24 protein-coding genes are annotated in these 22,675 nt (G+C 62.9%); 16 read left to right on the top strand and 8 right to left on the bottom strand.

The window, feature by feature from the left end; all coding sequences use genetic code 11:
* The first annotated feature begins 110 nt into the window (after window positions 1–110).
* From ACTXGA_RS10700 to ACTXGA_RS10685, 4 genes are all read left to right on the top strand, one after another.
* Window positions 111–785 carry an OmpA family protein gene (locus ACTXGA_RS10700; RefSeq protein ID WP_443393451.1) on the top strand — a complete coding sequence of 225 codons (675 nt, stop codon included), beginning with the start codon at window positions 111–113 and terminating at the stop codon, window positions 783–785.
* A 183-nt stretch (window positions 786–968) separates the two neighbouring features.
* Complete coding sequence (locus tag ACTXGA_RS10695; protein WP_443393449.1) at window positions 969–2,303, top strand: NAD(P)-dependent oxidoreductase; 1,335 nt, start codon at window positions 969–971, stop codon at window positions 2,301–2,303.
* A gap of 36 nt (window positions 2,304–2,339) precedes the next feature.
* The gene (preA, locus tag ACTXGA_RS10690) at window positions 2,340–3,644 is read left to right on the top strand and encodes an NAD-dependent dihydropyrimidine dehydrogenase subunit PreA (protein WP_443393447.1); all 1,305 of its coding nucleotides are present in this window, start codon (window positions 2,340–2,342) and stop codon (window positions 3,642–3,644) included.
* Between the two features lie 177 nt (window positions 3,645–3,821).
* Entirely contained in the window at window positions 3,822–4,118 is a 297-nt protein-coding gene (locus ACTXGA_RS10685; RefSeq protein ID WP_443393446.1) for a hypothetical protein, read from the top strand.
* Here ACTXGA_RS10685 and ACTXGA_RS10680 read toward each other — a convergent pair.
* On the bottom strand, window positions 4,115–4,753 hold the full coding sequence (locus ACTXGA_RS10680) for a TetR family transcriptional regulator C-terminal domain-containing protein (protein ID WP_443393444.1): 639 nt from the start codon (window positions 4,751–4,753) through the stop codon (window positions 4,115–4,117). The two genes, ACTXGA_RS10685 and ACTXGA_RS10680, sit on opposite strands and share 4 nt — an antisense overlap.
* A gap of 150 nt (window positions 4,754–4,903) precedes the next feature.
* Here ACTXGA_RS10680 and ACTXGA_RS10675 point away from each other — a divergent pair, with 150 nt between their 5' ends.
* The 9 genes from ACTXGA_RS10675 to ACTXGA_RS10635 are packed head-to-tail and all read left to right on the top strand — an operon-like array spanning window position 4,904 to window position 12,874.
* A complete protein-coding gene (locus ACTXGA_RS10675) occupies window positions 4,904–6,151 on the top strand; it encodes a Zn-dependent hydrolase (protein WP_443393442.1) in 1,248 nt (415 codons plus the stop codon).
* A 34-nt stretch (window positions 6,152–6,185) separates the two neighbouring features.
* Window positions 6,186–6,770 carry a hypothetical protein gene (locus ACTXGA_RS10670; RefSeq protein WP_443393440.1) on the top strand — a complete coding sequence of 195 codons (585 nt, stop codon included), beginning with the start codon at window positions 6,186–6,188 and terminating at the stop codon, window positions 6,768–6,770.
* A 4-nt stretch (window positions 6,771–6,774) separates the two neighbouring features.
* Complete coding sequence (hydA, locus tag ACTXGA_RS10665; RefSeq protein WP_443393438.1) at window positions 6,775–8,229, top strand: dihydropyrimidinase; 1,455 nt, start codon at window positions 6,775–6,777, stop codon at window positions 8,227–8,229.
* A 58-nt stretch (window positions 8,230–8,287) separates the two neighbouring features.
* A complete protein-coding gene (locus tag ACTXGA_RS10660) occupies window positions 8,288–8,710 on the top strand; it encodes a VOC family protein (protein ID WP_443393436.1) in 423 nt (140 codons plus the stop codon).
* A 52-nt stretch (window positions 8,711–8,762) separates the two neighbouring features.
* Entirely contained in the window at window positions 8,763–9,590 is an 828-nt protein-coding gene (locus ACTXGA_RS10655; protein WP_443393434.1) for an ABC transporter ATP-binding protein, read from the top strand.
* Entirely contained in the window at window positions 9,587–10,030 is a 444-nt protein-coding gene (locus ACTXGA_RS10650; protein ID WP_443393432.1) for a GNAT family N-acetyltransferase, read from the top strand. Before ACTXGA_RS10655 ends, ACTXGA_RS10650 begins: the two co-directional genes overlap by 4 nt.
* Window positions 10,027–10,986 (top strand): ABC transporter permease, encoded by a 960-nt coding sequence (locus tag ACTXGA_RS10645; protein WP_443393430.1) that lies wholly within the window; start codon window positions 10,027–10,029, stop codon window positions 10,984–10,986. Before ACTXGA_RS10650 ends, ACTXGA_RS10645 begins: the two co-directional genes overlap by 4 nt.
* Complete coding sequence (locus ACTXGA_RS10640) at window positions 10,983–11,834, top strand: ABC transporter permease (protein WP_443393428.1); 852 nt, start codon at window positions 10,983–10,985, stop codon at window positions 11,832–11,834. The genes ACTXGA_RS10645 and ACTXGA_RS10640 overlap by 4 nt, the downstream gene beginning before the upstream one ends.
* A 53-nt stretch (window positions 11,835–11,887) precedes the next feature.
* Window positions 11,888–12,874, top strand: a complete 987-nt coding sequence (locus tag ACTXGA_RS10635; RefSeq protein WP_443393426.1) for an ABC transporter substrate-binding protein — start codon at window positions 11,888–11,890, stop codon at window positions 12,872–12,874.
* A 66-nt stretch (window positions 12,875–12,940) separates the two neighbouring features.
* Here ACTXGA_RS10635 and ACTXGA_RS10630 read toward each other — a convergent pair whose 3' ends face one another.
* Genes ACTXGA_RS10630 through ACTXGA_RS10620 form a run of 3 tightly spaced genes read right to left on the bottom strand, consistent with a single transcriptional unit; the run spans window position 12,941 to window position 15,265 of the window.
* A complete protein-coding gene (locus ACTXGA_RS10630; protein ID WP_443393424.1) occupies window positions 12,941–13,909 on the bottom strand; it encodes an SMP-30/gluconolactonase/LRE family protein in 969 nt (322 codons plus the stop codon).
* Between the two features lie 55 nt (window positions 13,910–13,964).
* Window positions 13,965–14,483, bottom strand: a complete 519-nt coding sequence (locus tag ACTXGA_RS10625) for a thioesterase family protein (protein WP_443393422.1) — start codon at window positions 14,481–14,483, stop codon at window positions 13,965–13,967.
* A complete protein-coding gene (locus ACTXGA_RS10620) occupies window positions 14,483–15,265 on the bottom strand; it encodes an enoyl-CoA hydratase-related protein (RefSeq protein WP_443393420.1) in 783 nt (260 codons plus the stop codon). The genes ACTXGA_RS10625 and ACTXGA_RS10620 overlap by 1 nt, the downstream gene beginning before the upstream one ends.
* A gap of 224 nt (window positions 15,266–15,489) precedes the next feature.
* Between ACTXGA_RS10620 and ACTXGA_RS10615 the strand changes: the two genes are divergently transcribed.
* The gene (locus ACTXGA_RS10615; RefSeq protein ID WP_443393418.1) at window positions 15,490–17,235 is read left to right on the top strand and encodes an alpha-amylase family glycosyl hydrolase; all 1,746 of its coding nucleotides are present in this window, start codon (window positions 15,490–15,492) and stop codon (window positions 17,233–17,235) included.
* An 89-nt stretch (window positions 17,236–17,324) separates the two neighbouring features.
* Here the strand turns inward: ACTXGA_RS10615 and ACTXGA_RS10610 are convergent, their stop codons facing one another.
* From ACTXGA_RS10610 to ACTXGA_RS10600, 3 genes are all read right to left on the bottom strand, one after another.
* Complete coding sequence (locus tag ACTXGA_RS10610) at window positions 17,325–18,557, bottom strand: glycosyltransferase family protein (RefSeq protein WP_443393416.1); 1,233 nt, start codon at window positions 18,555–18,557, stop codon at window positions 17,325–17,327.
* An 18-nt stretch (window positions 18,558–18,575) separates the two neighbouring features.
* Window positions 18,576–19,364: an HAD-IIB family hydrolase gene (locus ACTXGA_RS10605; RefSeq protein WP_443393414.1), complete on the bottom strand. Its 789-nt coding sequence runs from the start codon at window positions 19,362–19,364 to the stop codon at window positions 18,576–18,578.
* A 113-nt stretch (window positions 19,365–19,477) separates the two neighbouring features.
* On the bottom strand, window positions 19,478–20,098 hold the full coding sequence (locus ACTXGA_RS10600; protein ID WP_443393412.1) for a nucleoside triphosphate hydrolase: 621 nt from the start codon (window positions 20,096–20,098) through the stop codon (window positions 19,478–19,480).
* A 269-nt stretch (window positions 20,099–20,367) separates the two neighbouring features.
* Here ACTXGA_RS10600 and ACTXGA_RS10595 point away from each other — a divergent pair, with 269 nt between their 5' ends.
* On the top strand, window positions 20,368–21,021 hold the full coding sequence (locus tag ACTXGA_RS10595) for a hypothetical protein (RefSeq protein WP_443393410.1): 654 nt from the start codon (window positions 20,368–20,370) through the stop codon (window positions 21,019–21,021).
* 71 nt (window positions 21,022–21,092) lie between these two features.
* Here the strand turns inward: ACTXGA_RS10595 and ACTXGA_RS10590 are convergent, their stop codons facing one another.
* A complete protein-coding gene (locus ACTXGA_RS10590; RefSeq protein ID WP_443393408.1) occupies window positions 21,093–21,383 on the bottom strand; it encodes a hypothetical protein in 291 nt (96 codons plus the stop codon).
* A 460-nt stretch (window positions 21,384–21,843) separates the two neighbouring features.
* Here ACTXGA_RS10590 and ACTXGA_RS10585 point away from each other — a divergent pair, with 460 nt between their 5' ends.
* Window positions 21,844–22,674, top strand: a complete 831-nt coding sequence (locus ACTXGA_RS10585) for an alpha/beta fold hydrolase (protein ID WP_443393406.1) — start codon at window positions 21,844–21,846, stop codon at window positions 22,672–22,674.
* Window position 22,675: the final 1 nt, after the last annotated feature.

The following is a 22,675-nucleotide window of genomic DNA, read 5'->3' as shown; positions in this document are numbered from 1 at the left end:
ATCCTGCCGCAACCATAACAAAAGCGTTGCGGAAGGCCCGGAAAAAATGCGCAAGCTGGAAAAAGCGCCGACGTTCGTCTATCCTGCGCTCAGCTTTTCAGGAGGCCGTTATGACCAAACACTTTCTTATCGCCTGCGCTGCGCTTTGTTTGCCGGCCATGGCCGCGGCGCAATCCACCGTTACGCTCGATTCCTTCAAGCTTGACCCCGCTCCCCAAGTCGACAACACGCCCAAGGCGGATGGCGCCGCATCCGAGATGCGCGATTGTCTGCTGGATCAATCCGCCTGCGAAAGCGCGGAATTCGATGCCGGCGCGTCCTTTACTCTTGATGACGTGCAGAACCTTGGCGTGGCCAAGCGCGTTGCGGCCGCCCCGCCCCCGAACAGTGGCAATTCGGCCGCGCTGGCCATTGGGCCGCGCCCGGATCCCAAGCCGTTGCCGACGATCGACCTTGAGGTGCTGTTTGCCTACAACTCTGACGCGCTGACGCCGCAGGCCATGGCCAAGCTGTCCAGCCTGTCCAGCGCGCTGAGCGACCCGCAATTTCAAAACAGAACCTTGATCTTTATCGGGCACACCGATGCGGTCGGCAGCGCGGCTTACAACAATCAGCTATCGCTGCGCCGCGCGCAGTCCGTCGCCAATTACGTGCGGGCGACCATGGGCCTGCCCTCCTCCCAGATCGAGGCGGTTGGCGTCGGCTTTAGCAAGCTGAAGAACACTTGGGATCCCGCCTCGGCGCAGAACCGGCGGGTGCAGTTGGTGGTTGCCCCCGGCAGCTGACACAGGGCAAACAACGGATGATGAAAGGGGCCTGCGGGCCCCTTTTTTCGTTTCGTGCTGACCGGACGGGCATCGACCCGGATTTTTCGCGCGAAAATGGCCGGAGTAAATTTTACCGTTTGATAAAATTCCGGACTGTGGCAGGCTGTTTTTCAGGAACGCAAAAAAGAACAGGGAGAGGCCATGACCAGCCCGCAGACCCCCGGTATCGCAGCCGGGCGCCTCAGCCAGGATCAATTGGCGCGAAATTTCGAAGACCTGCATGCCGCCTATGACGGCCATGAAGCCGCCGTTGCGGCGGATCGGTGTTATTTCTGTCATGACGCGCCCTGCGTCACCGCCTGCCCCACCGACATCGACATCCCGCTGTTCATTCGCCAGATCGCGACCGGGATGCCGGAGGCGGCGGCGCGCACGATCTTTGAGCAGAACATCCTGGGCGGCATGTGCGCCCGCGTCTGCCCGACCGAAACGCTGTGCGAAGAAGCCTGCGTGCGAGAGACCGCAGAGGGCAAACCGGTCGAGATCGGCCGCCTGCAGCGCCACGCGACGGACAGCCTGATGGCGCGTCAGGGGCATCCGTTCCAGCGCGCGGCCTCTACCGGCAAACGTGTTGCTGTCGTCGGTGCCGGTCCAGCCGGTCTTGCCTGTGCGCATCGGCTTGCCATGAAGGGTCATGACGTCACGATCTACGAGGCCAAGGCCAAGCCCGGCGGGCTGAACGAATACGGCATCGCCGCCTACAAGAGCACAGATGAGTTCGCCGCCCGCGAGGTCGACTGGCTGTTGGGCATCGGAGGCATTCGGATCGAATACGGTCAGGCCCTTGGCGCGGAGGTGGCGCTGGACAGCCTGCGCGAAAACTTTGACGCGGTGTTTCTGGGCGTCGGCCTGTCGGGCGTGAACACCATGGAAATCGACGGCGGGGAACGGGCCGGTGTCGAAGACGCGGTCAGCTTTATCTCTGCCTTGCGGCAGTCCGACGACCTGACGGACCTGCCCGTCGGGCGACATGTGGTGGTCATCGGCGGCGGCATGACCGCCATCGACGCGGCGGTTCAATCAAAGCTTCTGGGGGCGGAGAGCGTGACGCTGGCCTATCGCCGGTCGCAGGAACAGATGGGCGCCAGCCGGTTCGAACAGGATCTGGCCACCTCCAAAGGGGTGCGCCTGCTGACCAATGTTGTCCCCGTGGCGATCCACGGCAATGGCGCGGCGGCCGAGATCGAACTGGAGTACACCGCCGAGGTGGACGGCAGGTTGTCGGGCACCGGTGAAACCTTTCGCCTCCCCGCAGATCAGGTGTTCCGGGCCATCGGCCAGACCCTGGCCCCGGTCGACGGGCTGGAACTGGATGGGCGCAAGATCAAGGTGAATGAGGCGGGGCGGACCTCCGTGCCCGGGATCTGGGCCGGGGGCGACTGCACGCCCGGCGAGGACCTGACCGTGGTCGCCGTGGCCGAAGGCCGCGATGCAGCCGAGGACATTCACACCGCATTGACGGGAGCGGCGGGATAAATCCCGCCCTACGCTCGCATTACAGGGAGACAAGCAATGGCTGACCTGACCACCGATTTCGTGGGCATCAAGAGCCCGAACCCCTTCTGGCTCGCCTCGGCGCCGCCGACCGACAAGGAATACAACGTCCGCCGCGCCTTTGACGCGGGATGGGGCGGCGTGGTCTGGAAGACGCTGGGCTCCGAAGGCCCTCCGGTCGTGAACGTCAACGGCCCGCGCTATGGCGTGGTCTACGGGGCCGACCGCCGGGTGCTGGGCATCAACAACATTGAGCTGATCACCGACCGCCCTCTGGAGACGAACCTGGAGGAAATGGCCCGGGTCAAGGCGGACTACCCCGACCGCGCGCTGATCGCCTCGATCATGGTGCCCTGCGAGGAAGCCGCGTGGAAGGCCATCCTGCCGCGCGTCGCAGAGACCGGCTGCGACGGGATCGAGCTGAACTTTGGCTGCCCGCACGGGATGAGCGAGCGCGGCATGGGCTCTGCCGTGGGTCAGGTGCCCGAGTATATCGAAATGGTCACGCGCTGGTGCAAGCAGTATTACGACAAGCCCGTGATCGTGAAACTGACCCCCAACATCACCGACATCCGCAAACCCGCCGCCGCAGCCCGGAACGGCGGCGCCGATGCAGTGTCGCTGATCAACACGATCAATTCCATCACCTCTGTCGATCTGGACAATTTCGCACCCGAACCGACCATTGATGGCAAGGGATCGCACGGCGGTTACTGCGGCCCGGCGGTCAAGCCCATCGCCTTGTCGATGGTATCCGAGATCGCCCGCGCGCAAGAGACTCATGGCATGCCGATTTCCGGCATCGGCGGCGTCACCACGTGGCGCGATGCGGCGGAATTCATCGCGCTGGGATGTGGCAACGTGCAGGTCTGCACGGCGGCAATGACCTATGGCTTCAAGATCGTCGAAGAGATGAAACGCGGCCTGTCCGCGTGGATGGACGAAAAGGGCTATCGCAACGTGTCCGAGGTCGTCGGTCGGGCGGTGCCCAATGTCACCGACTGGCAGTACCTGAACCTGAACTACGTCACCAAGGCGCGCATCGATCAGGACGCCTGCATCAAATGCGGTCGCTGTTATGCCGCCTGTGAGGACACCAGCCATCAGGCGATCTGGATGAAGGAAGGCCGGGTGTTCGAGGTCAACGACGCGGAATGCGTGGCCTGCAACCTGTGCATCGATGTCTGCCCGGTCGAGGATTGCATCACCATGGAACGGCTGGAGGCCGGCGCCGTCGATCCGCGCACCGGCAAGACAGTGTCGGACGACTATGCCAACTGGACGACGCATCCGAACAACCCGATGGCGAAAGCCGCAGAGTAAGGAGCAAGGGGCGCTGCCCCTTGCGGGCCTGCGGCCAATAGGTATTTTCAGCCCAAAGAAACTGAAAAGGCGCGCCGGATTGGTCGCGCCTTTTCCATTTTACCCGGAGTTCAGAAAGCCATCCCAGAGCTTGCCGCGCCGCGACGGGCTTGGCATCCTGAAACCGGGAGGGACTTCATGCGCCTGTTCAATCTTACCCGCTGGCCGACGCTGGCGGTTTTCCTGCTGGCGGGATGTACCGCCGCAGTCTTTGCCTTTGTCACGGTGAACCTGTTTTCGCAGGCCATGGCCAGCCTTGCCTTCATCCGCAAATTCGGCTGGGAGGCGATCCGGAACGGCGCCCTGTGGCAGGTGGGCGAACTGGCGTTTTGGGGCGCGATGTCCCTGTCCTGCTGGCTGGTGTTCAAGATTTGTGAACACCTGCTGGCAGACCGTTACCTGACATGGGCGCGTCGGCCGAAAGACGACAGTTAGGCGGGGGTCAGCAAGCGCCGGAACAGGATTTCGAGATGCGCCTCGGCCCCTGGGAACGGGTCCTTTTCATCCAGCACCGCCCGCACCTGCACATCGAAATCCGCATAGTGCTGAGTCAGCGACCAGACCGAGAACAACAGGTGCTTTGGGTCGACCGCAGCCAGACGCCCCTCGGCAATCCAGCCGTCGATCACCCGCGCGGCCTCGTTCACCATGCCCCGCAACTCTCCTTCCAGAGCGGGCAGGATGCGCGGGGCGCCCTGCACGATCTCATTGGCAAAGAGGCGACTTTCCCGCGGAAAATCCCGTGACATCTGCAGCTTGCGCCGGACATAGGCAAGGATTTCCTCCACCGGCTCACCCTGCGGGTTCAGCCCATGCAGCGGATCCAGCCATGTTTCCAGCAAGTCCTGAAGAAGCGCATCATAGATCGCCTCTTTCGACGGGTAATAATACAGCAGATTGGGCTTCGACAGACCCGCCTCTCCGGCGATCCGGTCCAGCGTGGCGCCCCTGAAACCGGCCTCGGAAAAGACTGTCAGACCCGCTTCGAGAATGGCCCGCCGTTTGGCGCGTTGGATGCGGGTCTGCGGCGGCGCGGCACCGTCTTGGCCCTGTGCTGTTTTTCCACTCATGTGCCCCGCCCCGCGCCTCTTTTCCGTGCATCTGCCAGAATAGATGGCAGGATGCTTGACTGACCTTGCGCCTCTGGTAGCGTGCTTTTGACCGATTGGTCAAATCGGAAAGCTCGTAGAAGAGACGGGAAAAAAACGGGGAGTATTGCCATGCCTCTGGCCGCCAACATGACCATCAACGCAGACCGGCTGTGGGACAGCCTGATGGAAATGGCCAAGATCGGCCCGGGAATCGCGGGCGGCAACAACCGCCAGACCGTGACCGATGAAGATGGCGAAGGGCGCGCGCTGTTTCAACGCTGGTGCGAAGAGGCCGGTTGCACCATGGGGCTGGACACCATGGGCAACATGTTCGCGCGGCGCGAGGGGACAGACCCCGACGCGCTGCCGGTCTATGTCGGTTCTCACCTGGACACGCAGCCGACGGGCGGGAAATACGACGGGATTCTGGGCGTGTTGGGCGGGCTGGAGATCATCCGGTCGCTGAACGACCTCGGGATCAAGACGAAACACCCGATCGTGGTCACGAACTGGACCAACGAGGAAGGCACGCGGTTTGCGCCGGCGATGCTGGCCTCGGGCGTCTTTGCCGGCATCCACACGCAGGACTGGGCTTACGACCGCGAGGATGCAGAGGGCAAACGGTTTGGCGACGAGTTGGAGCGGATCGGCTGGAAGGGCGACGAAGAGGTGGGCGCACGCAAGATGCACGCCTTCTTTGAACTGCACATCGAACAAGGGCCGATCCTTGAGGCCGAAGGCGTGGATATCGGCGTTGTCACCCACGGGCAGGGCCTTTCGTGGACGCAGGTGACGGTGACGGGCAAGGAATCGCATACCGGGTCCACCCCGATGCCAATGCGGCGGAATGCCGGTCTGGGCATGGCGCGCATCCTAGAAAAGGTCGAGGAGATCGCGCTGAGCCACGCGCCGCATGCGGTGGGCGCGGCGGGCCATATCGACGTCTACCCGAACTCCCGCAACGTGATCCCCGGCAAGGTGGTGTTCACGGTGGATTTCCGGTCGCCTGAACTGGCCGTGATCAAGGATATGGAGGCGCGGCTGAAGGTGGCGGCGGAAGAGATCTGTCGCGACATGGGGCTGGAGGTCGAATTCGAGAAGGTCGGCGGGTTTGACCCGGTGGATTTCGACGAAACCTGCGTTTCCGCCATCCGCAACGCCGCCGAGCGACTGGGATACACGCATCGCAACATCATCTCCGGCGCGGGGCACGACGCCTGCTGGATCAACCGGGTGGCACCCACGGCGATGGTGATGTGCCCTTGCGTGGATGGGTTGAGCCATAACGAGGCCGAGGAGATTTCCAAGGACTGGGCCAAGGCGGGGGCGGATGTGCTGTTCCACGCGGTGGTGGAGACGGCGGAGATTGTGGAGTGACAGCCGCGCCGCAAATCCTGTCGAAGGTTGCGCCATGTCCCGGCTGCTGACCTTCGGCAACATCGCCTCGGCAATCGGTTGCCTGGCTGCAGGCTTTGCGCTTGGTCAGGCTTTGACGGGCAGCGCCCGCTACGAAGAGGGCCTCTTGGAGGGTCGCGGGAAACTGTCGGCGGCTGAAGACGCCCTGACCAAGCTGAACGAGGTGATTTCAGATCCGACGGTCACAACCGTCTATACCTCTGAAACGCGGGAGAAACTGGCCGCCCTGTCCGAGGCTGTCGCGGCACGCGACTACGAACGGATTGACACGCTTTTGCCGTTCGAACTGGCTCTTGTGGACGAGGCGGGGTGCCTACCGAATGGCAAAGCCGACACCATCACGCCGCAGGACAACATCAGGGTGAATTGCGAAACCGGCGTGACGGCGGTCTTCGTCGTCTTGAACCCGAACCGGATAGACACCACGCTGGGGACACAAATGAAGTCACTGACACAGGGGCACGCCGGAACGTGGGAACTGCCGGACGGACAGGAGTGCAGCGTACTGGTGTCACACGCATCGATCGCCGGGGACAACCCGACCGCAACCATACTGTTTCAAGACTGCAAGGGGAGTTGAGCCAATGACCACAGTCATCAAGAACGGCACCGTCGTGACGGCGGATCTGAGCTGGAAGGCCGACGTTTTGGTCGACGGCGGCAAGATCGTCGAGATCGGCGACAACCTGAGCGGCGACAAGGAGTTGGACGCCACCGGCTGTTACGTCATGCCCGGCGGGATCGATCCGCATACCCATCTGGAGATGCCCTTTATGGGCACCTATTCCAGCGATGATTTCGATAGCGGCACGCGGGCCGCGCTGGCCGGTGGCACCACGATGGTGATCGATTTTGCCCTGCCCTCGCCCGGTCAGGGTCTGCTGGATGCGCTGCAGATGTGGGACAACAAATCCACCCGCGCGCATTGCGACTATTCCTTCCACATGGCGGTGACGTGGTGGGGCGAACAGGTCTTCAACGAGATGAAGACTGTGGTCGAGGATCGCGGCATCACCACCTTCAAGCACTTCATGGCCTACAAGGGCGCGCTGATGGTGCAGGACGACGAGATGTTCGCCAGCTTTCAGCGCATCGGGGAACTGGGCGGGATCGCCATGGTCCACGCGGAAAACGGCGACGTGGTCGCGGACCTTCAGGCGCGACTGCTTGCCGAGGGCAACACCGGGCCGGAGGCGCATGCCTATTCGCGCCCCCCGCAGGTCGAGGGTGAGGCCGCCAACCGCGCGATCATGATCGCCGACATGGCCGGTGTGCCGCTCTATATCGTGCACGTGTCCTGCGAAGAGGCGCATGAGGCGATCCGCCGTGCCCGCCAACAGGGCAAGCGCGTCTGGGGCGAGCCGCTGATCCAACACCTGACACTGGACGACAGCGAATATGCGCATCCCGACTGGGACCACGCCGCGCGCCGTGTCATGTCCCCGCCGTTCCGCAACAAGCTGCATCAGGACAGCCTCTGGGCCGGTCTGCAATCTGGGTCTCTGAGCGTTGTGGCCACCGACCACTGTGCCTTTACCACCGAACAAAAGCGTTACGGCGTGGGCGATTTCACCAAGATCCCCAACGGCACCGGGGGTCTTGAGGACCGGATGCCGATGCTCTGGACACATGGGGTGGAGACGGGACGTCTGACGAAAGAGGAATTCGTGGCCGTGACCTCGACCAATATCGCCAAGGTGCTGAACTGCTACCCGCGCAAGGGCGCGATCCGGGTCGGGTCCGACGCGGATATCGTGGTCTGGGATCCGAACAAGACCAAGACGATCACCGCCGCCAAACAGGTCTCGGCCATCGACTACAACGTCTTCGAGGGCCACGAGGTGAAAGGCCTGCCGCGCTACACGCTGACCCGCGGACATGTTGCCGTGACCGATGGCGTGATGACCAGCCAGGAAGGACATGGCAAGTTCGTGGAACGCAAAGGTGCAACGCCTACCAACACGGCGCTGAGCACATGGAAAGAGCTGACCGCGCCGCGCCCGGTCAAGCGCAGCGGTATTCCGGCAAGCGGGGTCTGACAGTGGCGAGCTTCGGGGACACACGGCCGACAGGCGGGCGCCAACACGGGGCACCCGTGTGAGCGTGCCCGCCCTCTCCGGCGTCCTCGAGGCGGCTATTTACGTGGATGACCTCGACAGCACCGAGGCCTTTTATAGCGGCATTCTGGGACTGGATAGGATCATCCGCGTCGATGGCCGGCATGTCTTCTTTCGCTGCGGCAGTACCGTGGTGCTGGCCTTTATCGCGGAGGCGACGGAACTGCCCCCGGGCAAAGACGCCTTGCCAGTGCCCACACATGGCGCCCGGGGTCCGGGGCACCTGTGTTTCTCGGTTCCGGGCAGAGACCTTGATGCGCTGGTGACACAACTGACCGGTGCGGGCATCGAAATCGAAAGCGATTTCCACTGGCCGCACGGTCCGCGTTCGGTCTATGTGCGTGACCCGGCGGGGAACAGCGTGGAATTCGCCGATCCGACGCTTTGGGAACCAAGGACATGAAATCGGGACGCAGCCCGTGGCCCCCGGCCACCAAGCGCCTGAAGGCAGGACAATGTTGAACGACGAAGAAATCACCAACTGGGGCGACAAGGACACCGGGGCGGCAGCGGCACCGGTCATTCAGGCCCAATCGCTAGACCTGACCTTCCAGACCAATGATGGCCCGGTGCACGCCCTGAAAAACGTGAGCCTCGACATTGCCAAGGGCAGTTTCGTCAGCTTTATCGGCCCGTCGGGCTGTGGCAAGACGACCTTTTTGCGGTGCATCGCGGCGCTGGAACATCCCACCGGCGGCAGTCTGACCGTGAATGGCATGACCCCGGACGAGGCGCGGAAGGCGCGGGCCTATGGCTATGTCTTTCAGGCGGCGGGCCTGTATCCGTGGCGCACAATCGGGCGCAACATCGCCCTTCCGCTGGAGATCATGGGATTTTCCAAGGCCGAACAGCAGGAACGCGTCAAGCGCGTGCTGGATCTTGTCGAACTCTCCGGGTTCGAAAAGAAGTTCCCATGGCAACTGTCTGGCGGGATGCAGCAGCGGGCGTCGATTGCCCGCGCGCTGGCCTTTGACGCCGATATCCTGTTGATGGATGAACCCTTTGGCGCGCTGGATGAGATCGTCCGCGACCGTCTGAACGAAGAAGTGCTGAAGCTCTGGGCCAAGACGGAAAAGACCATCGGCTTCGTCACCCACTCGATCCCCGAAGCGGTCTACCTGTCGACACATATCGTGGTGATGAGCCCGCGCCCGGGCCGGATCACCGACGTGATCGAAAGCCCCCTGCCCAAGGAGCGCCCGCTGGACATCCGCGACACGCCGGAATTCATCGAGATCGCCCATCGCGTGCGCGAGGGGCTGCGCGCGGGGTACGAGGAATGAGCTTGCCGATCCGCCGCGCCACGTTTGAGGATCTGCCCGCCTGCGCGCGGATCGTCTGCGCGTGGGACCGCGAAACGCCCTACATGCCCGGAAACGCGACCGAACAAGTTGTGCTGCCGCTCATGCAAGAGGCCTTTGCCGCGCGGGAGATGTGGGTCGTGGGTAATCCGGTCGAGGGGTATCTCTCGGTCGACCCGGCGGAAGAGAAGATCGGCGCGATTTACCTTGAACGGCGCGGCACCGGCACCGGGCGCGTGCTCATGGAGACCGCCAAGCAGGGCCGCGCATACCTGTGGCTGACTGTCTACCTGCCCAATACCCGCGCACAGGCATTTTATCGGCGCGAAGGATTTGAGGTTGCCGCCACACTGCCGCCCCCGGACAAGGGCGAGCCAGAGATGTACCGCATGGAATGGCGGCGAAAGGCGGGCAACGCATGACCAAACGCCGTTACCTCCTGCCGCCCGTTCTGGGCATGGTGCTGGCCCTGCTGGCGATCTGGTACGTGGCCGTGGTGCCGATGAACGTCAAAGAGGTGCTGACAGCCGCTGAACGCACAGGGGTCGAGGTGTCGCCCCCCACGGCGGTCGAACGGCGCGACATGGGCAACTGGGCCCTGGTTCTGCGCAACACGCACGCCCTTGGCGATAGCTGGAGCTCGGACCGGCCAAAGCTGCCCGCACCGCATCAGGTGCTGGTGGAGCTTTACGATTCCACGATTGACGAGGAAATGAACGGGCGGCGGGGGATCGTGCGGTCCGGCACACTCAGCAATCGCTCGCTTGTCTATCACGCGCTGGTCACGCTGAACGCCACCTTTGTGGGTTTCCTGATCGGCACCGGCCTTGGCATCCTATTGGCGGTGGGGATCGTGCACAGCCGTGTCATGGATATGAGCGTGATGCCATGGGCGATTGTCAGCCAGACCATCCCGATCGTGGCGCTGGCGCCGATGATCATCGTGGTGCTGTACTCCATCGGGGTGCAGGGCCTGATCCCCAAGGCGGTGATCTCTGCTTACCTGTCCTTCTTCCCGGTGGTCGTGGGAATGGTGAAGGGGCTGCGCAGCCCGGACGCCATGCAGATGGACCTGATGCGCACCTATAGCGCGCCGGTGTCGTCGATCCTGTGGAAGCTGCGCCTGCCCGCGTCGATCCCCTACCTGTTTGCCTCGCTCAAGATCGCCATCGCGGCCAGCCTTGTGGGTGCTATCGTGGGTGAATTGCCGGTGCAGAAAGGCGGCCTTGGCGCACGGATGTTGGCAGGCAGCTACTACGGGCAGACGGCACAGATATGGGCCGCGCTGCTGGTGGCGGCGGCGCTGGCCGCCCTGCTGGTCTATGCCATCGCGTGGATCGAACGCCGAACCCTGCGCAAGATGGGGATGAACCCATGACCCTGGTCGTTTTTGCCGTCCTGCTCTGGATTGCGGGCTTTGCCCTGAACGTCGTGCTGGCCAATGGACCGGCGCGCAATACCGGCGCTGTACGCCTTGCCGTGCCGCTGATCTTTGGCGCGACTGTCCTGGGTATGTGGGAACTGGTCGTGCGCGGGATGCAGGTGTCGACAGTGATCCTGCCGCCGCCTTCCCTGATTGCGGTCAGTTTCGCCGGGAACCTCGGGACGCTTTGGGGCGACTTTACCCAGACCATCCTCAAAGGCGCCCTGTCAGGCTATATCATCGGCTGCGGCGCGGCTTTCCTGACTGCGCTGCTGGTGGATCGGTCAGAATATCTGCGCCGGGGGCTGCTGCCGCTGGGCAACTTCATGGCCGCCCTGCCCATCGTCGGCACCGCGCCGATCCTCGTGATGTGGTTCGGCTTTGGCTGGCAGTCGAAGGCCGCTGTGGTGGTTCTGATGGTCTATTTCCCGATGCTGGTGAACACGGTGGCGGGACTGTCGGAAACATCCGCGATGCAGCGCGACCTGATGCGCACCTATGCCGCCACATGGGGCCAGACCCTGTGGTCGCTGCGCCTGCCCGCAGCCCTGCCCTTCATCTTCAACGGGCTCAAGATTTCCTCGACGCTCGCGCTGATCGGGGCCATCGTTGCCGAGTTCTTTGGCAGTCCGACGATGGGCCTTGGCTTTCGCATCTCGACCAGCATCGGACAGCTTGACCTTGGCATGGTTTGGTCGGCCATCCTCGTGTCGGCGTTGTCGGGCACGATGTTCTATGGTCTCGTTGCCCTTGCCGAACGCCGCCTGACATTCTGGCACGCCTCGCACCGGGGCGGCCGATAACCGGACCGGAAAAACCGGCCACAAGACAATAGGCACCAAGGAGGTACTGAACGATGAAACAGACATGGATCGCCGCCGTCGCGGCACTGGGGCTGGCCAGCCCCGCACTGGCCGCGGATGAGGTCACGTTGCAGCTGAAATGGGTCACGCAGGCCCAGTTCGCGGGTTACTACGTGGCGCTGGAAAACGGCTATTACGAAGAGGCCGATCTGGACGTGACGATCCTGCCCGGCGGTCCCGACATCGCGCCGACGCAGGTGATCGCAGGCGGCGGCGCAGACGTCGTGGTGGAATGGATGCCCGCCGCGCTGTCCGCGCGGGAAAACGGCCTGCCGCTGGTGAATATCGCGCAGCCTTTCAAATCCTCAGGCATGATGCTGACGTGCTGGAAGGACGCCGGGATCGAAACCCCCGACGATCTGGACAACCGCACGCTGGGTGTCTGGTTCTTCGGCAACGAATTCCCGTTCCTGTCGTGGATGAGCAGCATGGGCGTCAAGACCGAGGGCAAGATGGAAGGCTCGGTCGAAGTTCTGAAGCAGGGTTTCAATGTCGATCCGCTGCTGCAGCGTCAGGCGGACTGCATCTCCACCATGACTTACAACGAATACTGGCAGGTGATCGACGCGGGCGTTTCCGCCGATGAACTGGTGACCTTCAAGTATCAGGATCAGGGCGTGGCAACGATGGAGGACGGTCTTTACGTTCTCGAAGAGAACCTGTCCGACGACGCCTTTGTCGACAAGATGACCCGCTTTGTCGCCGCCTCGATGAAGGGCTGGAAGTGGGCCGAGGAAAACCCCGAGGACGCGGCGATGATCGTGCTGGACTATGATGAGACCGGCGCGCAGACCGAGGCGCACCAGATCCGCATGATGGGCGAAGTGGCCAAGCTGACCGCAGGGTCAAACGGCGCTCTGGACCCGGCGGACTATCAGCGGACCGTGGACACGCTGCTGGCCGGTGGGTCGGACCCCGTCATCACCAAGCAGCCTGAAGGCGCGTGGACCAGCGTGATCTCTGACGCGGCGCTGAACTGAGCCGTTGAAATGACTAGCGCGAGGCCCTTGGCGGGGCCTCGCGTATTATTTTGGGGAATGTGCGGCTCAGCCGCCTTTCACACCCGCGACATTCACATACAGCGCATAGACCGACTGCGAGGCTGCCATGAACAGGCGGCTGTTGGCACGACCGCCAAAGCAGAGGTTGGCACAGCGTTCCGGCAAGGCGATGCGCCCGATGGGTTTGCCATCCGGCGCAAAGACCATGACGCCATCCAGTTCCGGATCTCCCATCCCCCAGCCGCACCACAGGTTTCCGTCCACGTCACAGCGCATGCCGTCCGGCGTGCCCGGTCCGGCGTCGATCACGACACGTTTGTTTGACAGGGTGCGCCCGTCCGCGCCCACATCGTAGCCAAGGATCTTCCGGGTCGGGACACCACGGGATTCCACGATGTAGAGGATGCTTTCGTCCGGCGAAAAGCACAGGCCATTGGGGCCAAGGATATCGTCAGCGACCACAATCGCCTCACCCGTGTCCGGGTTCAGGCAATAGACGTTTTGGCTCAGCTCCGGTTCTGACCTGTAGCCTTCGTAATTTCCCAGGATCCCGAACACAGGGTCCGAGAACCAGATTGTACCGTCGGATTTCACGATGATGTCGTTGGGCGAGTTCAGGCGTTTGCCCTCAAAGCTGTCCATCAGGACAGTGATCGTGCCGTCATACTCCGTCCGGGTGATGCGCCGCCCGCCATGTTCGCAAGAGATCAGGCGGCCCTGCCGGTCCCGCGTGTGTCCATTGGCAAAATTGGACGGCGCGCGAAAATCGCTGACATCGCCGGTTTCCTCGGACCAGCGCATGATGCGGTTGTTGGGGATATCGCTCCACAGCAGGTGGCGGGCGTCACCGAACCAGACCGGCCCTTCAGACCAGCGCATTCCCGTCGCCAGCCGTTCGACACCGGCCAGAGGCAGGCGATACTTGTCGAACGCCGGGTCCAGCGATTGCACCGCCGGGTCGGGGTAGCGTGTTGTCGGGGTCCAGCCGTTCGGGAAAAGGTCGTTGTCGCTCACCTGGTATCTCCTGTTTCTGGGGCGCATTGCGGCGCGGATGCAAAGGGGCCGATTCCTAGCGCTTTTTCAGGGCAATCCCCTGCCCCGCCTGCGATGGTCGGTCCAGTTGTTCATGTGCGGCCAAGACCTGCGCCAGCCGATCGGCCACCTGCGGCTGCCAGCCTCCGGCACGGCGTTTATCAAGGTTGAAGCCAAGGAACTTGACCTCGTTCGTCGCACTGAGATGCCCAGCGGCATCCAGCACCCGGTGGAACAGGACAAAGCGTTTGGCGTCCACGTCCAGCAGCTGGGTCTCGATGGAAAACGCATCGCCCTCGGCCAGTTCGCCGGTGTAGGTGACGTGGTTTTCCACGATGGCGTATTCGTTGCCCTGCCTCGCTTCGATGGTCTGGACCGGTGCATTGATCCAGTTCCAGAAGGCCCAGTTCGACTGGTCGCAGATCGTCAGGTAATGCGCCATGTTGAGGTGGTGGAATTCGTCCACCCATTCCGGTTTGACCGTATTGCGAACCAGAACCAGCGGAGCCGCAATCTCACCCGTCCAGTCATGCAGAAAGGTTTCCGTGACCAGCATCAGCGGCCCTTCCAGACGGGGTCGCGTTTCTCGGAGAAGGATGCGATGCCCTCTGCCGCGTCCTCGCTGGCGTAGATGCGGTCATAGACCGGCAGATCGCCCGAACGCATCTTGGCATAGGCCTCTTCCACGTTCAGTCCCGTGGTCGCGCGGTCGATCTCCTTGATCCCTTGCAGCGACAGCGGGGCCGAGGCGGCGACGCGGTCGGCCAGCGCCATTGCGGCGTCCAGCAATTCAGCGCCGGGCACGACCTGGTTGATCACACCCCAGCGGGCCAGTTCCTGAGCCGTGGCGCGGCGGCCTGTCATCATCATTTCCATCGCGATGGCACGGGGCAGCACGCGCGGCAGGCGGATCGCCCCGCCGGAGTCGGGGACAATGCCGATGTTGGCCTCTGGCAAGGCGAACTCGGCATGGTCGGCGGCGACGATCATGTCCGCCGCCAAGGCCAGTTCGAACCCGCCGCCCATCGCCATACCGTTGACGGCCGCGATCACCGGCTTTTTAAGGCCCCAGAATTCGGTCAGCCCGGCGAAACCACCAACGCCCTGATAGGCATCCGCCGCCTCGCCCTCTGCCGCAGCCTTCAGGTCCCAGCCAGCGGAAAAGAACCGCTCTCCCCCGGCGGTGATGATGCCGACCGACAGGCTGTCATCGTCCTGCAGGGTCTGGAACGCTTCGCCCAATGCTATGCTGGTGGCGGCGGAAATGGCGTTGGCCTTTGGCCGGTCGAGGGTGATGAGGATGACGCGCCCGCGCCGTTCGGTTCTGACGTCACTCATGACTGCCCCCTAGTTGCCGTTTTGACCACGGTTTTTCCGTTCCGGGACAGTGATAAGCCAAGGCAACCGCGCCGCCAAGCACCGGTGGCGCGGATGTCATCATCAATATTCCGCCCAATTTTCATGCACATGCCGCAAAGACACGCGCGCATAAGGACGCCACCCTTTTCTGCGCGGCGCGGCATTGCCTATACAGGTTAATGACCAACGCCGGACCCGAATCCATGAAACCGCCTGCCCAACTGACCAGCCGCCTGCGCGCGCTCCTCATGCGCCTCTACCCTGATCGCGATGCCGACGCCCTGACCGCGCAGGTGACAGAGGCCTTCTGGCCCGAGGAAAAACACAGCCGCAAACGGTCGCGCGTGCCGGGCAATTCACTGTGGTCACAGAAGGACGCGGTGTTGATCACCTACGGCGACAGCCTGATCGACGGGGTCTACAAGCCGTTGGACCTGCTGCGCGATTTTCTGTCACGCTACATGACCGGTGTCGTCAACGGCGTGCATATCCTGCCCTTCTTTCCCTTCACCTCGGACGACGGGTTTGCCGTCACGGATTATCGCAAGGTCAACCCGACGCTGGGCGACTGGCCCGACATCAGCCGGATCGGCAGCGAATGGCACCTGATGTCGGATCTTGTGCTGAACCACGTGTCGTCCCAAGGCACTTGGTTCAATGCCTACCGCCAAGGGCAGGCCCCCTACGACAAGTTCTTTTACGAAGCCTCGCCCGAAGATGACCTGTCGATGGTCGTTCGTCCGCGCACCACGCCGCTGTTGCAGGAGGTGGAAACCGCCAACGGGACGAAACATGTCTGGTGTACCTTCAGCCATGATCAAGTGGACCTCGATTTCCGCAACCCCGAGGTCCTGCTGGAAATCATCCGCATCATCCGCCTGCACGTGGATGCCGGGGTCAAGATCATCCGGCTGGATGCGGTGGCTTTCATCTGGAAGGAGCCGGGCACGCCCTCTATCCACCTGCCCAAGACACATGCCATCGTGCAACTCTTGCGCGTGCTGGCGGACTTTGCGGCGGAGCCGATCGTCCTGCTGACGGAAACCAACGTTCCCAAGGCGGAAAACCTCAGCTATTTCGGCCAGTTGAATGAAGCGCACTGGATCTACAACTTTCCGCTGCCGCCACTGATCCTGCACGCCATGTTGTCCGGCGATGCGCGGTCCCTGTCGAACTGGCAGCGGGCAATGCCCCCGGCCCCGTTCGGATGCGCCTACCTGAACTTTTCCGCGAGCCATGACGGCATCGGGATGCGCCCGGCCGAGGGGCTGCTTCCGGACGAGGAAATCGAAAGGATGATCCGCACCGTGCAGGCGGGCGGCGGTCTGGCCTCGATGCGGGCCCTGCCGGGGGGCGGCACCTCTGTTTATGAGCTGAACACCACCTTCTTTTCCGCGATGAAACGGACCTATCTGGGAGAGGACGGGCGGCAGGTAGATCGCTTTGTCTGTTCCCAGACAATTGTCATGTCTTTGGAGGGCATTCCCGCTTTCTACATCCATGCCATGCTGGCGACGGAAAACGATCTGGAGGGCGTGACGCGGCGCGCGATGAACCGGGCGATCAACCGGCATCGCTGGGACTATCCTGAATTGCAGGAGAAGTTGGCCGATCCGGAAAGCGATCAGGCACGGGTGTTGTCCGCCCTGTCCGAACGGTTGCGGATACGGTCGAAACAGCCCGCCTTTCACCCGAACGCCACCAACTTCACGCTGGCGGTGGATGACCGCCTCTTTGTCGTCTGGCGGCAGGCGCTGGACCGGAGCCAGTCGATCTTTGCCCTGCACAACGTCAGCGCAGAAGAGGTCAACCTATCTCCGCGCGCGCTGAACCTGATTGCGGACGAGGATTGGGTGGATTTGCTGTCCGGGGATGTGCTGCATCCCGAAGAAGACGGCGTGACGCTTGCGCCCTATCAGTGCCGCTGGATCACAAACCGCCGGTTCTGACCGAAAGGGTTTTCTACAAGGGCGGTAGGTGTCGCAAGAAACCTACCGCTAGCCCGGCAAACCGGACGCCTGCCCCAGACTGTCAAACCTCAAAACGCCACCGGCTCGAATTCCGCCTGATCGGCGGCCACGGCTGCGCGCAACTCTCCGACGATACCGGGGTCGGCGGCGTTCACACGGCTCCAGTTCGGGACAAAGGGGGTCTCGTTCGGCTTTTCCAGAAACACATGCCCCGCCTCCATGATGTTGTTGGCGAACAGTTCCACCGTGCGCTCCTCACGGTGGCGGTCGATGGTCAGGCCGTTCATCTTGGCGTCGTTGTCGTAAAACTCGATCAGGTCCAGCGCCACGCGGTAATAGGTGGCCTTGAGCGCGCGGAACGTGTTGGGCGTGAATACGGTGCCGTCTGCCGCCAGCTTGCGGAAGATCGCCTTGCAGATGTCCATCGACATGCGGTTGAGGCCGGTTTTGGCGTCTTCTTCACTGACCTGCTGGTGCTTGTGATCGTAGGCGTCGGCGATTTCGACCTGGCACACCGAATGGCGCCCAAGATTGCGCCAGACCTCTGACAACACACCGATTTCCAGCCCCCAATCCGAAGGGATGCGTAGATCGGGCAACAGCGAGGTGCGCAGCGCGAATTCACCGGACAGCGGATAGCGAAAGGCGCGCAGGTAATCGATGTAGTCGCGGTCCCCGATCACCCGTTTGAGCGCGATCAGCAGCGGCGAGACAAGCAGCCGTGTGACCCGGCCGTTCAGTTTGCCGTCGCCGATGCGGGGGTAATACCCCTTGGACAGTTGATACCGGAAGTTGGGGTTCACCACGGGGTAGACAAGCCGGTCCAGCAGTTCGCGGTTGTAGGTGACGATATCGCAGTCGTGCAGGGCCATGACAGCGGTGTCCGCGCAGGAGATCAGGTAGCCCATGCAGGTCCACATGTTCTTGCCCTTGCCCTGCTCCTCTGGCGCCAGGCCCATCTCGGCCAGCTTGCTGTCCAGCGCGCGCATTCGCGGGCTGTCGTTCCACAGAACGACGTGTTCCTGCGGCAGCCGGGAAAAGAAATCGCGCGCCCTGCGAAACTGTGCCTCGTCCGCGCGGTCCAGCCCGATGATGATCCGGTGCAGGTAGGTGACCTTGGACAGTTCATCGAGAATGTTGCCCATCGCCGGGCCTTCAAGCTCGGAATAGAGGCAGGGCAGAACAAGCGAGATCTTGCGGGACTGGGCATAGGCCTCGATCTCGTAGATCAGCTCCTCCAGCGGGCGCGAGCGCAGGTTGTGAAATTGCGCGATATTGCCGTTCTGGTGAAAGTCAGCCATTGCCGGTGCCTCTTGTTTTCAGTTGATTTCTTGCAGGATGGCCAGGACCGCCTCGGCCCAGCCTGCCGGGCCGGGCTGCGTTGTGCGGCGGATCGCGCCGGTCGCCTCACCCGGCAGCCTTGGCACGCCTGGGCCGTAATCGTTGCGGACGACAACACCAATGTCGGCGGTCTGTAACAGTTCGATGTCATTGGGCGCATCCCCAAGCGCAAGTGTCAGGCGCGCCTGATACTCACCGGCAATCCGGCGCATGCCGTCGGCCTTGGTGCGACCGTGGGACAGTGTCAGAAAGCGCCCGCCAGAGCGCGCGGATATGCCCGCCTCCTTGAGCGCGGCGAGAAAGGCGGCCCGTCCCTCGTCAGAGCCGGTCCAGATGCCCGGTTCCGAATGCTGTCGGCAGCGCGCCAGCGCAGCGGCCTCGGGCGCCAGACCGGTGATCCGGGCGATCTCTTCGCCAGACATGTCGCCAAATCCAGCGAAGGACCCACGCAGCTCGGCAGGCAGATCCTCAAGTGCCTTGCGCAGCGCATAGTAGGCGCTTTCGTCCTGAACCTGATCCCCGGGGCGGAACAGGCCTGCGCCGTTTTCCACGATCGCGGGCGCGCTGCCCAGTCCCATCTGCTTGTGCAGAACGGCGACCTCGGCGGCGGTTTTGGACGTGGCCAGAACAAGGGGGATATGGTGTTTGGCCAGTGCCTGAAGCGCAGGTTTTGCCGCCTCGAAGGAATAACTGTCATGATCCAGAAGGGTCCCGTCCAGATCACTGAATACGACAAGGTCGGTCACGTTGGAGCCCTTGTTTTTCATGCGCTTCCGTTATCGCTCTCCGCCAGACGCACCGCCAGCGCGACTGAGCATTTTTCGCTCATTGAATGAGCAATTGAGCCATTCAAAAGCGACTCGCTCAAAAATTGAGCACATCAAGCCCAGGGCAGGACCAGATCCACAGCGGCGCGTTCACGCACGACACGCCGCGCGTTCGGGATGTCATTGGACAGTGCCTTGGCCCGCGCCTGATCGGGTGAATATCCATAGCCCAGCCAGCGCTCGATGAGGCGGCGTTCCAGTTCAGTCTCTGGCACCTCGAGAAAGACGGAGTAGTCCCAGATCGACGAAAGGTTGCTCCACGGCGGTTCAGAAAAGCAAAGGTAGTTGCCCTCGGCCACGACGATCTGAGTCTGGTCCGTGATTTCCTGCGCGCCCGCGATGGCAATTTCGCGGGTACGGTCGAAAACGGGCAGGACAACCGACGGTTCAGAGGCAACGCGGTGCAGCGCAGCGTTCAGCCCGTCGAAATCGAAGGTTTCCGGCGCCCCTTTTCGCGGCAGCAGGCCACGCGGTTCCAACAACCTGTTGTCGAGGTGAAAGCCGTCCATCGGCAGCAGCGCGGCGCCAGCCCCCAGTTCGACGGTCAGCGCCTCTGCCAAAGTGGACTTACCAGAGCCGGGCGCACCGGCGATGGCAACCATCAGGCGGCGGCCGCGCGGGGGCAGTGATTTGATGTGCGGAGCCAGTTGGGCGGCGTGTTCCTGTGGGGTCATCAGTAGGCCTGTGTGCGGGTCGACGTGGTTCCGTGGTCGATATCAAGGATTGAGCCCATATCGGTTCCTCCTTTGCTTGGCCCATTCAGGCGCGGGGGATCACAGGTTTTGAGTAGCCTTGCAGGCCGCGGCTGGCAACGTGGTAGTTTCCGCAGCCCTAGGGGCGTGTCAGCCAAGGGGAACCTGCCCCCTGCCCCGGCGTTTTCACTTCAGATGTATTGCGCGCCGCGCGCCCTGCCCGCGGTAGCCAAAAGCGAAAGGACATTTCCATGCTACACGCTCTCTCCGAACTGATCGGGGCCCCGCTGGAGTTCCGGAGCGGTCAGGCCCTTCTGCGTGAACTGTATTTTGAGCCATCTTCGGGACAGATTCGGCTGGTGGCGGTCGAGACCGGCCATCCCGACCGTTTCGAAGCTCTGGTGGATGCGGCGCGCCTGTCGACGCCTGTGCGGGAGGGCGGCCCATGGACACTGCAAGTGACTGACCGTGAGTTGGAGGACGCCCCCAACTGGCCCGAGGCGATAGAGCGCGGATGGCTGGACCCGGCCAACTTTCCCATGATCGTGAACGGCCCCTTCGGCGGCCCGCTGGCACCGGCGATGGCCCTCGCAGGCTTCTCGGCCGCACGCGCCGCCGGGAATGACACCGAGGACGACCGCAAAGTGTCGGATCAGCTTGTCGCGCCGCTGGAAAGCGTCAGGGATTGGCAGGGGGTGTCAGTTTTCGGTTGGGACGGCGAATTGGGTGTTCTGGACCAGATGCGGTTTGAATCAGCGACCCGCACGATCCGAGAGCTGGTCGTGCGCACCCCGGGGCAGCGCGAACCTGTCACCCTGAGCTATGATCGCTTTCGCCATCGGTCCGAGGCTGGCGGTCATCTGGTCGTGGACGCGCACAAGGCGGACGTGACACGCGCCTCTTGACCCCGGGCGCGCCAAAAAAATGCCCCCCCCGGACAGACCGGCGGGGGCTTTTGCTGACGCGGAGCATCACGTCAGGGTCGTAGTTCTGCCTGCAGTCTCAGGGGTTCACCATGCAGGTCCTCATGCCGGAGCGCGTCATGCGCCAGCAGGATGTCGTGGATTTCGAACACCTTGGCGGTGTGCGATGCCTTTGGATGATCCACGACATAGCGCAACCTGTTCAGAACTGCGGGGGACAATCCGGACAGGTCGAAGGCCTCGACATACTCCGTCAACTGAACCTTCAGGGAGCGCGAGCTTTCCGCGCCTGCCGAGCAGGGCAATAGTGCTGCTGCAAAGAGGAGGGCGGAAATGCGAAGCATGGTTTTGCCTTTCTGTGACGACAAGTCTTGGACCACCGACGAGGGCACGGCAGCCTGTAGTTTCGATCCTGTTAGAGAGGAGTCGGGTCTGCGCCCGAACGGGTTTCCTCGGCGCTACTCCGTCGTTGCGGTGGCCTTATTGGCCGGAACAAAACGGATATTTTCGCTGTCGCGGGCAAGGCCCGAGGGTCTGGCAGCTATCCGGTCCGTCTGCATTTTGCGCGTCTCCCGTTTACACTGGCGCGGCGTCCGATCTGGACGCCCCGGCGTAGGGTCTCTGGGTCCGTTCCCGTCCGGGAACCGTTAGGGACCTCCATCCGCCGGCTTCGATGTGTCAACGCCGGTTTTGCCGAAAGGTTCCACCCGGCGTAGGTGGCGGAATCTGTCCTGAGGGAACTCTACCTTCACAGGCGCGTTGACCTTGCGACGGAAAACACCGCCGCAGAAAAAGCCGAAAATCATGAACGCAATGCTCCCCCCCGCTCTCGCTGCCCCGGTCGTCCGGCGCAAACCCCAGCCCGCTCTGGTCTTTCTGCCCGGGCTTTTCACGACGCGGGAAGCCTGGGAGCCTTTGTGCCGACAGTTGGGTCTGGAAAACCGCTTGATGCTGAACCTGCCGGGGCACGGCGGCGGCGAAACCGGAGATCAGGTCGCGCGGTCGCTGCAGGATGGCTCGTGGCTGGAGGTTATGGCTGATCGGATCACCACCTTTGCCAAGGATCGGCCCGTGCATCTAGTGGGCCATTCATCCGGCGGGCTGGTCAGCCTGCTGCTTGCCCAGCGCATGGCAAAGCGCGTGCACTCCATGGTTCTGGTCGGCGCTCCGGTCACGGGCAGGCGCGACCGCGCGCGCGATATTGGCGCCGCGCTGTTTGCACATGATCACGCGGGACGGCTGGCATGGCCCCTGTTGTGGCCGCTGTGGCTGGCCTCGAGAACCGCTTTTGAACGCGGCATGGCCAGCGTAACAACCCCGGAGGCAGCCCGGAAAACACCGGAGGCCATGCGGCAGGCCTTGCGCCGGTGTGACCCGGAGGCAATCCGCCAATTCGGCAAATGGGTTCTCGCGCAGGATGTGACCGGAATCATGGCTGGCATCGAAACGCCCGTTTTGGCGATCATCGGACGCTCCGACGCCGTGGTTCCGGCGCAGCATCAACTGAAACTGTTGCAACATCTGCCGAAGGCACAGGCGCAGCTGGTGCCCGGCAGGCACCTGCCGTTTCTTGAAAATCCCTTGTACACGGGGCGCGCACTGCGCGGGTGGCTGACGCTCTGGCAGGACGCCTGAC

Source organism: Antarctobacter jejuensis (assembly GCF_052266595.1).
GTDB lineage: Bacteria > Pseudomonadota > Alphaproteobacteria > Rhodobacterales > Rhodobacteraceae > Antarctobacter > Antarctobacter jejuensis.
Note: the sequence above shows the minus strand (reverse complement) of the source record. Positions and strands in the feature narration are given on the sequence as shown.

Excerpts from the sequence above, each read along its gene's own strand:
- ACTXGA_RS10600 (WP_443393412.1), bottom strand. The coding sequence starts at position 20,098 with ATGACCCCACAGGAACACGCCGCCCAACTGGCTCCGCACATCAAATCA.
- hydA (WP_443393438.1), top strand. The coding sequence starts at position 6,775 with ATGACCACAGTCATCAAGAACGGCACCGTCGTGACGGCGGATCTGAGC.
- ACTXGA_RS10620 (WP_443393420.1), bottom strand. The coding sequence starts at position 15,265 with ATGAGTGACGTCAGAACCGAACGGCGCGGGCGCGTCATCCTCATCACC.
- ACTXGA_RS10585 (WP_443393406.1), top strand. The coding sequence starts at position 21,844 with ATGAACGCAATGCTCCCCCCCGCTCTCGCTGCCCCGGTCGTCCGGCGC.
- ACTXGA_RS10695 (WP_443393449.1), top strand. The coding sequence starts at position 969 with ATGACCAGCCCGCAGACCCCCGGTATCGCAGCCGGGCGCCTCAGCCAG.
- ACTXGA_RS10650 (WP_443393432.1), top strand. The coding sequence starts at position 9,587 with ATGAGCTTGCCGATCCGCCGCGCCACGTTTGAGGATCTGCCCGCCTGC.
- ACTXGA_RS10625 (WP_443393422.1), bottom strand. The coding sequence starts at position 14,483 with ATGCTGGTCACGGAAACCTTTCTGCATGACTGGACGGGTGAGATTGCG.
- ACTXGA_RS10610 (WP_443393416.1), bottom strand. The coding sequence starts at position 18,557 with ATGGCTGACTTTCACCAGAACGGCAATATCGCGCAATTTCACAACCTG.
- ACTXGA_RS10685 (WP_443393446.1), top strand. The coding sequence starts at position 3,822 with ATGCGCCTGTTCAATCTTACCCGCTGGCCGACGCTGGCGGTTTTCCTG.
- ACTXGA_RS10655 (WP_443393434.1), top strand. The coding sequence starts at position 8,763 with ATGTTGAACGACGAAGAAATCACCAACTGGGGCGACAAGGACACCGGG.
- ACTXGA_RS10700 (WP_443393451.1), top strand. The coding sequence starts at position 111 with ATGACCAAACACTTTCTTATCGCCTGCGCTGCGCTTTGTTTGCCGGCC.
- ACTXGA_RS10635 (WP_443393426.1), top strand. The coding sequence starts at position 11,888 with ATGAAACAGACATGGATCGCCGCCGTCGCGGCACTGGGGCTGGCCAGC.
- ACTXGA_RS10615 (WP_443393418.1), top strand. The coding sequence starts at position 15,490 with ATGAAACCGCCTGCCCAACTGACCAGCCGCCTGCGCGCGCTCCTCATG.
- ACTXGA_RS10645 (WP_443393430.1), top strand. The coding sequence starts at position 10,027 with ATGACCAAACGCCGTTACCTCCTGCCGCCCGTTCTGGGCATGGTGCTG.
- ACTXGA_RS10640 (WP_443393428.1), top strand. The coding sequence starts at position 10,983 with ATGACCCTGGTCGTTTTTGCCGTCCTGCTCTGGATTGCGGGCTTTGCC.
- ACTXGA_RS10675 (WP_443393442.1), top strand. The coding sequence starts at position 4,904 with ATGCCTCTGGCCGCCAACATGACCATCAACGCAGACCGGCTGTGGGAC.
- ACTXGA_RS10595 (WP_443393410.1), top strand. The coding sequence starts at position 20,368 with ATGCTACACGCTCTCTCCGAACTGATCGGGGCCCCGCTGGAGTTCCGG.
- ACTXGA_RS10605 (WP_443393414.1), bottom strand. The coding sequence starts at position 19,364 with ATGAAAAACAAGGGCTCCAACGTGACCGACCTTGTCGTATTCAGTGAT.
- preA (WP_443393447.1), top strand. The coding sequence starts at position 2,340 with ATGGCTGACCTGACCACCGATTTCGTGGGCATCAAGAGCCCGAACCCC.
- ACTXGA_RS10680 (WP_443393444.1), bottom strand. The coding sequence starts at position 4,753 with ATGAGTGGAAAAACAGCACAGGGCCAAGACGGTGCCGCGCCGCCGCAG.
- ACTXGA_RS10590 (WP_443393408.1), bottom strand. The coding sequence starts at position 21,383 with ATGCTTCGCATTTCCGCCCTCCTCTTTGCAGCAGCACTATTGCCCTGC.
- ACTXGA_RS10670 (WP_443393440.1), top strand. The coding sequence starts at position 6,186 with ATGTCCCGGCTGCTGACCTTCGGCAACATCGCCTCGGCAATCGGTTGC.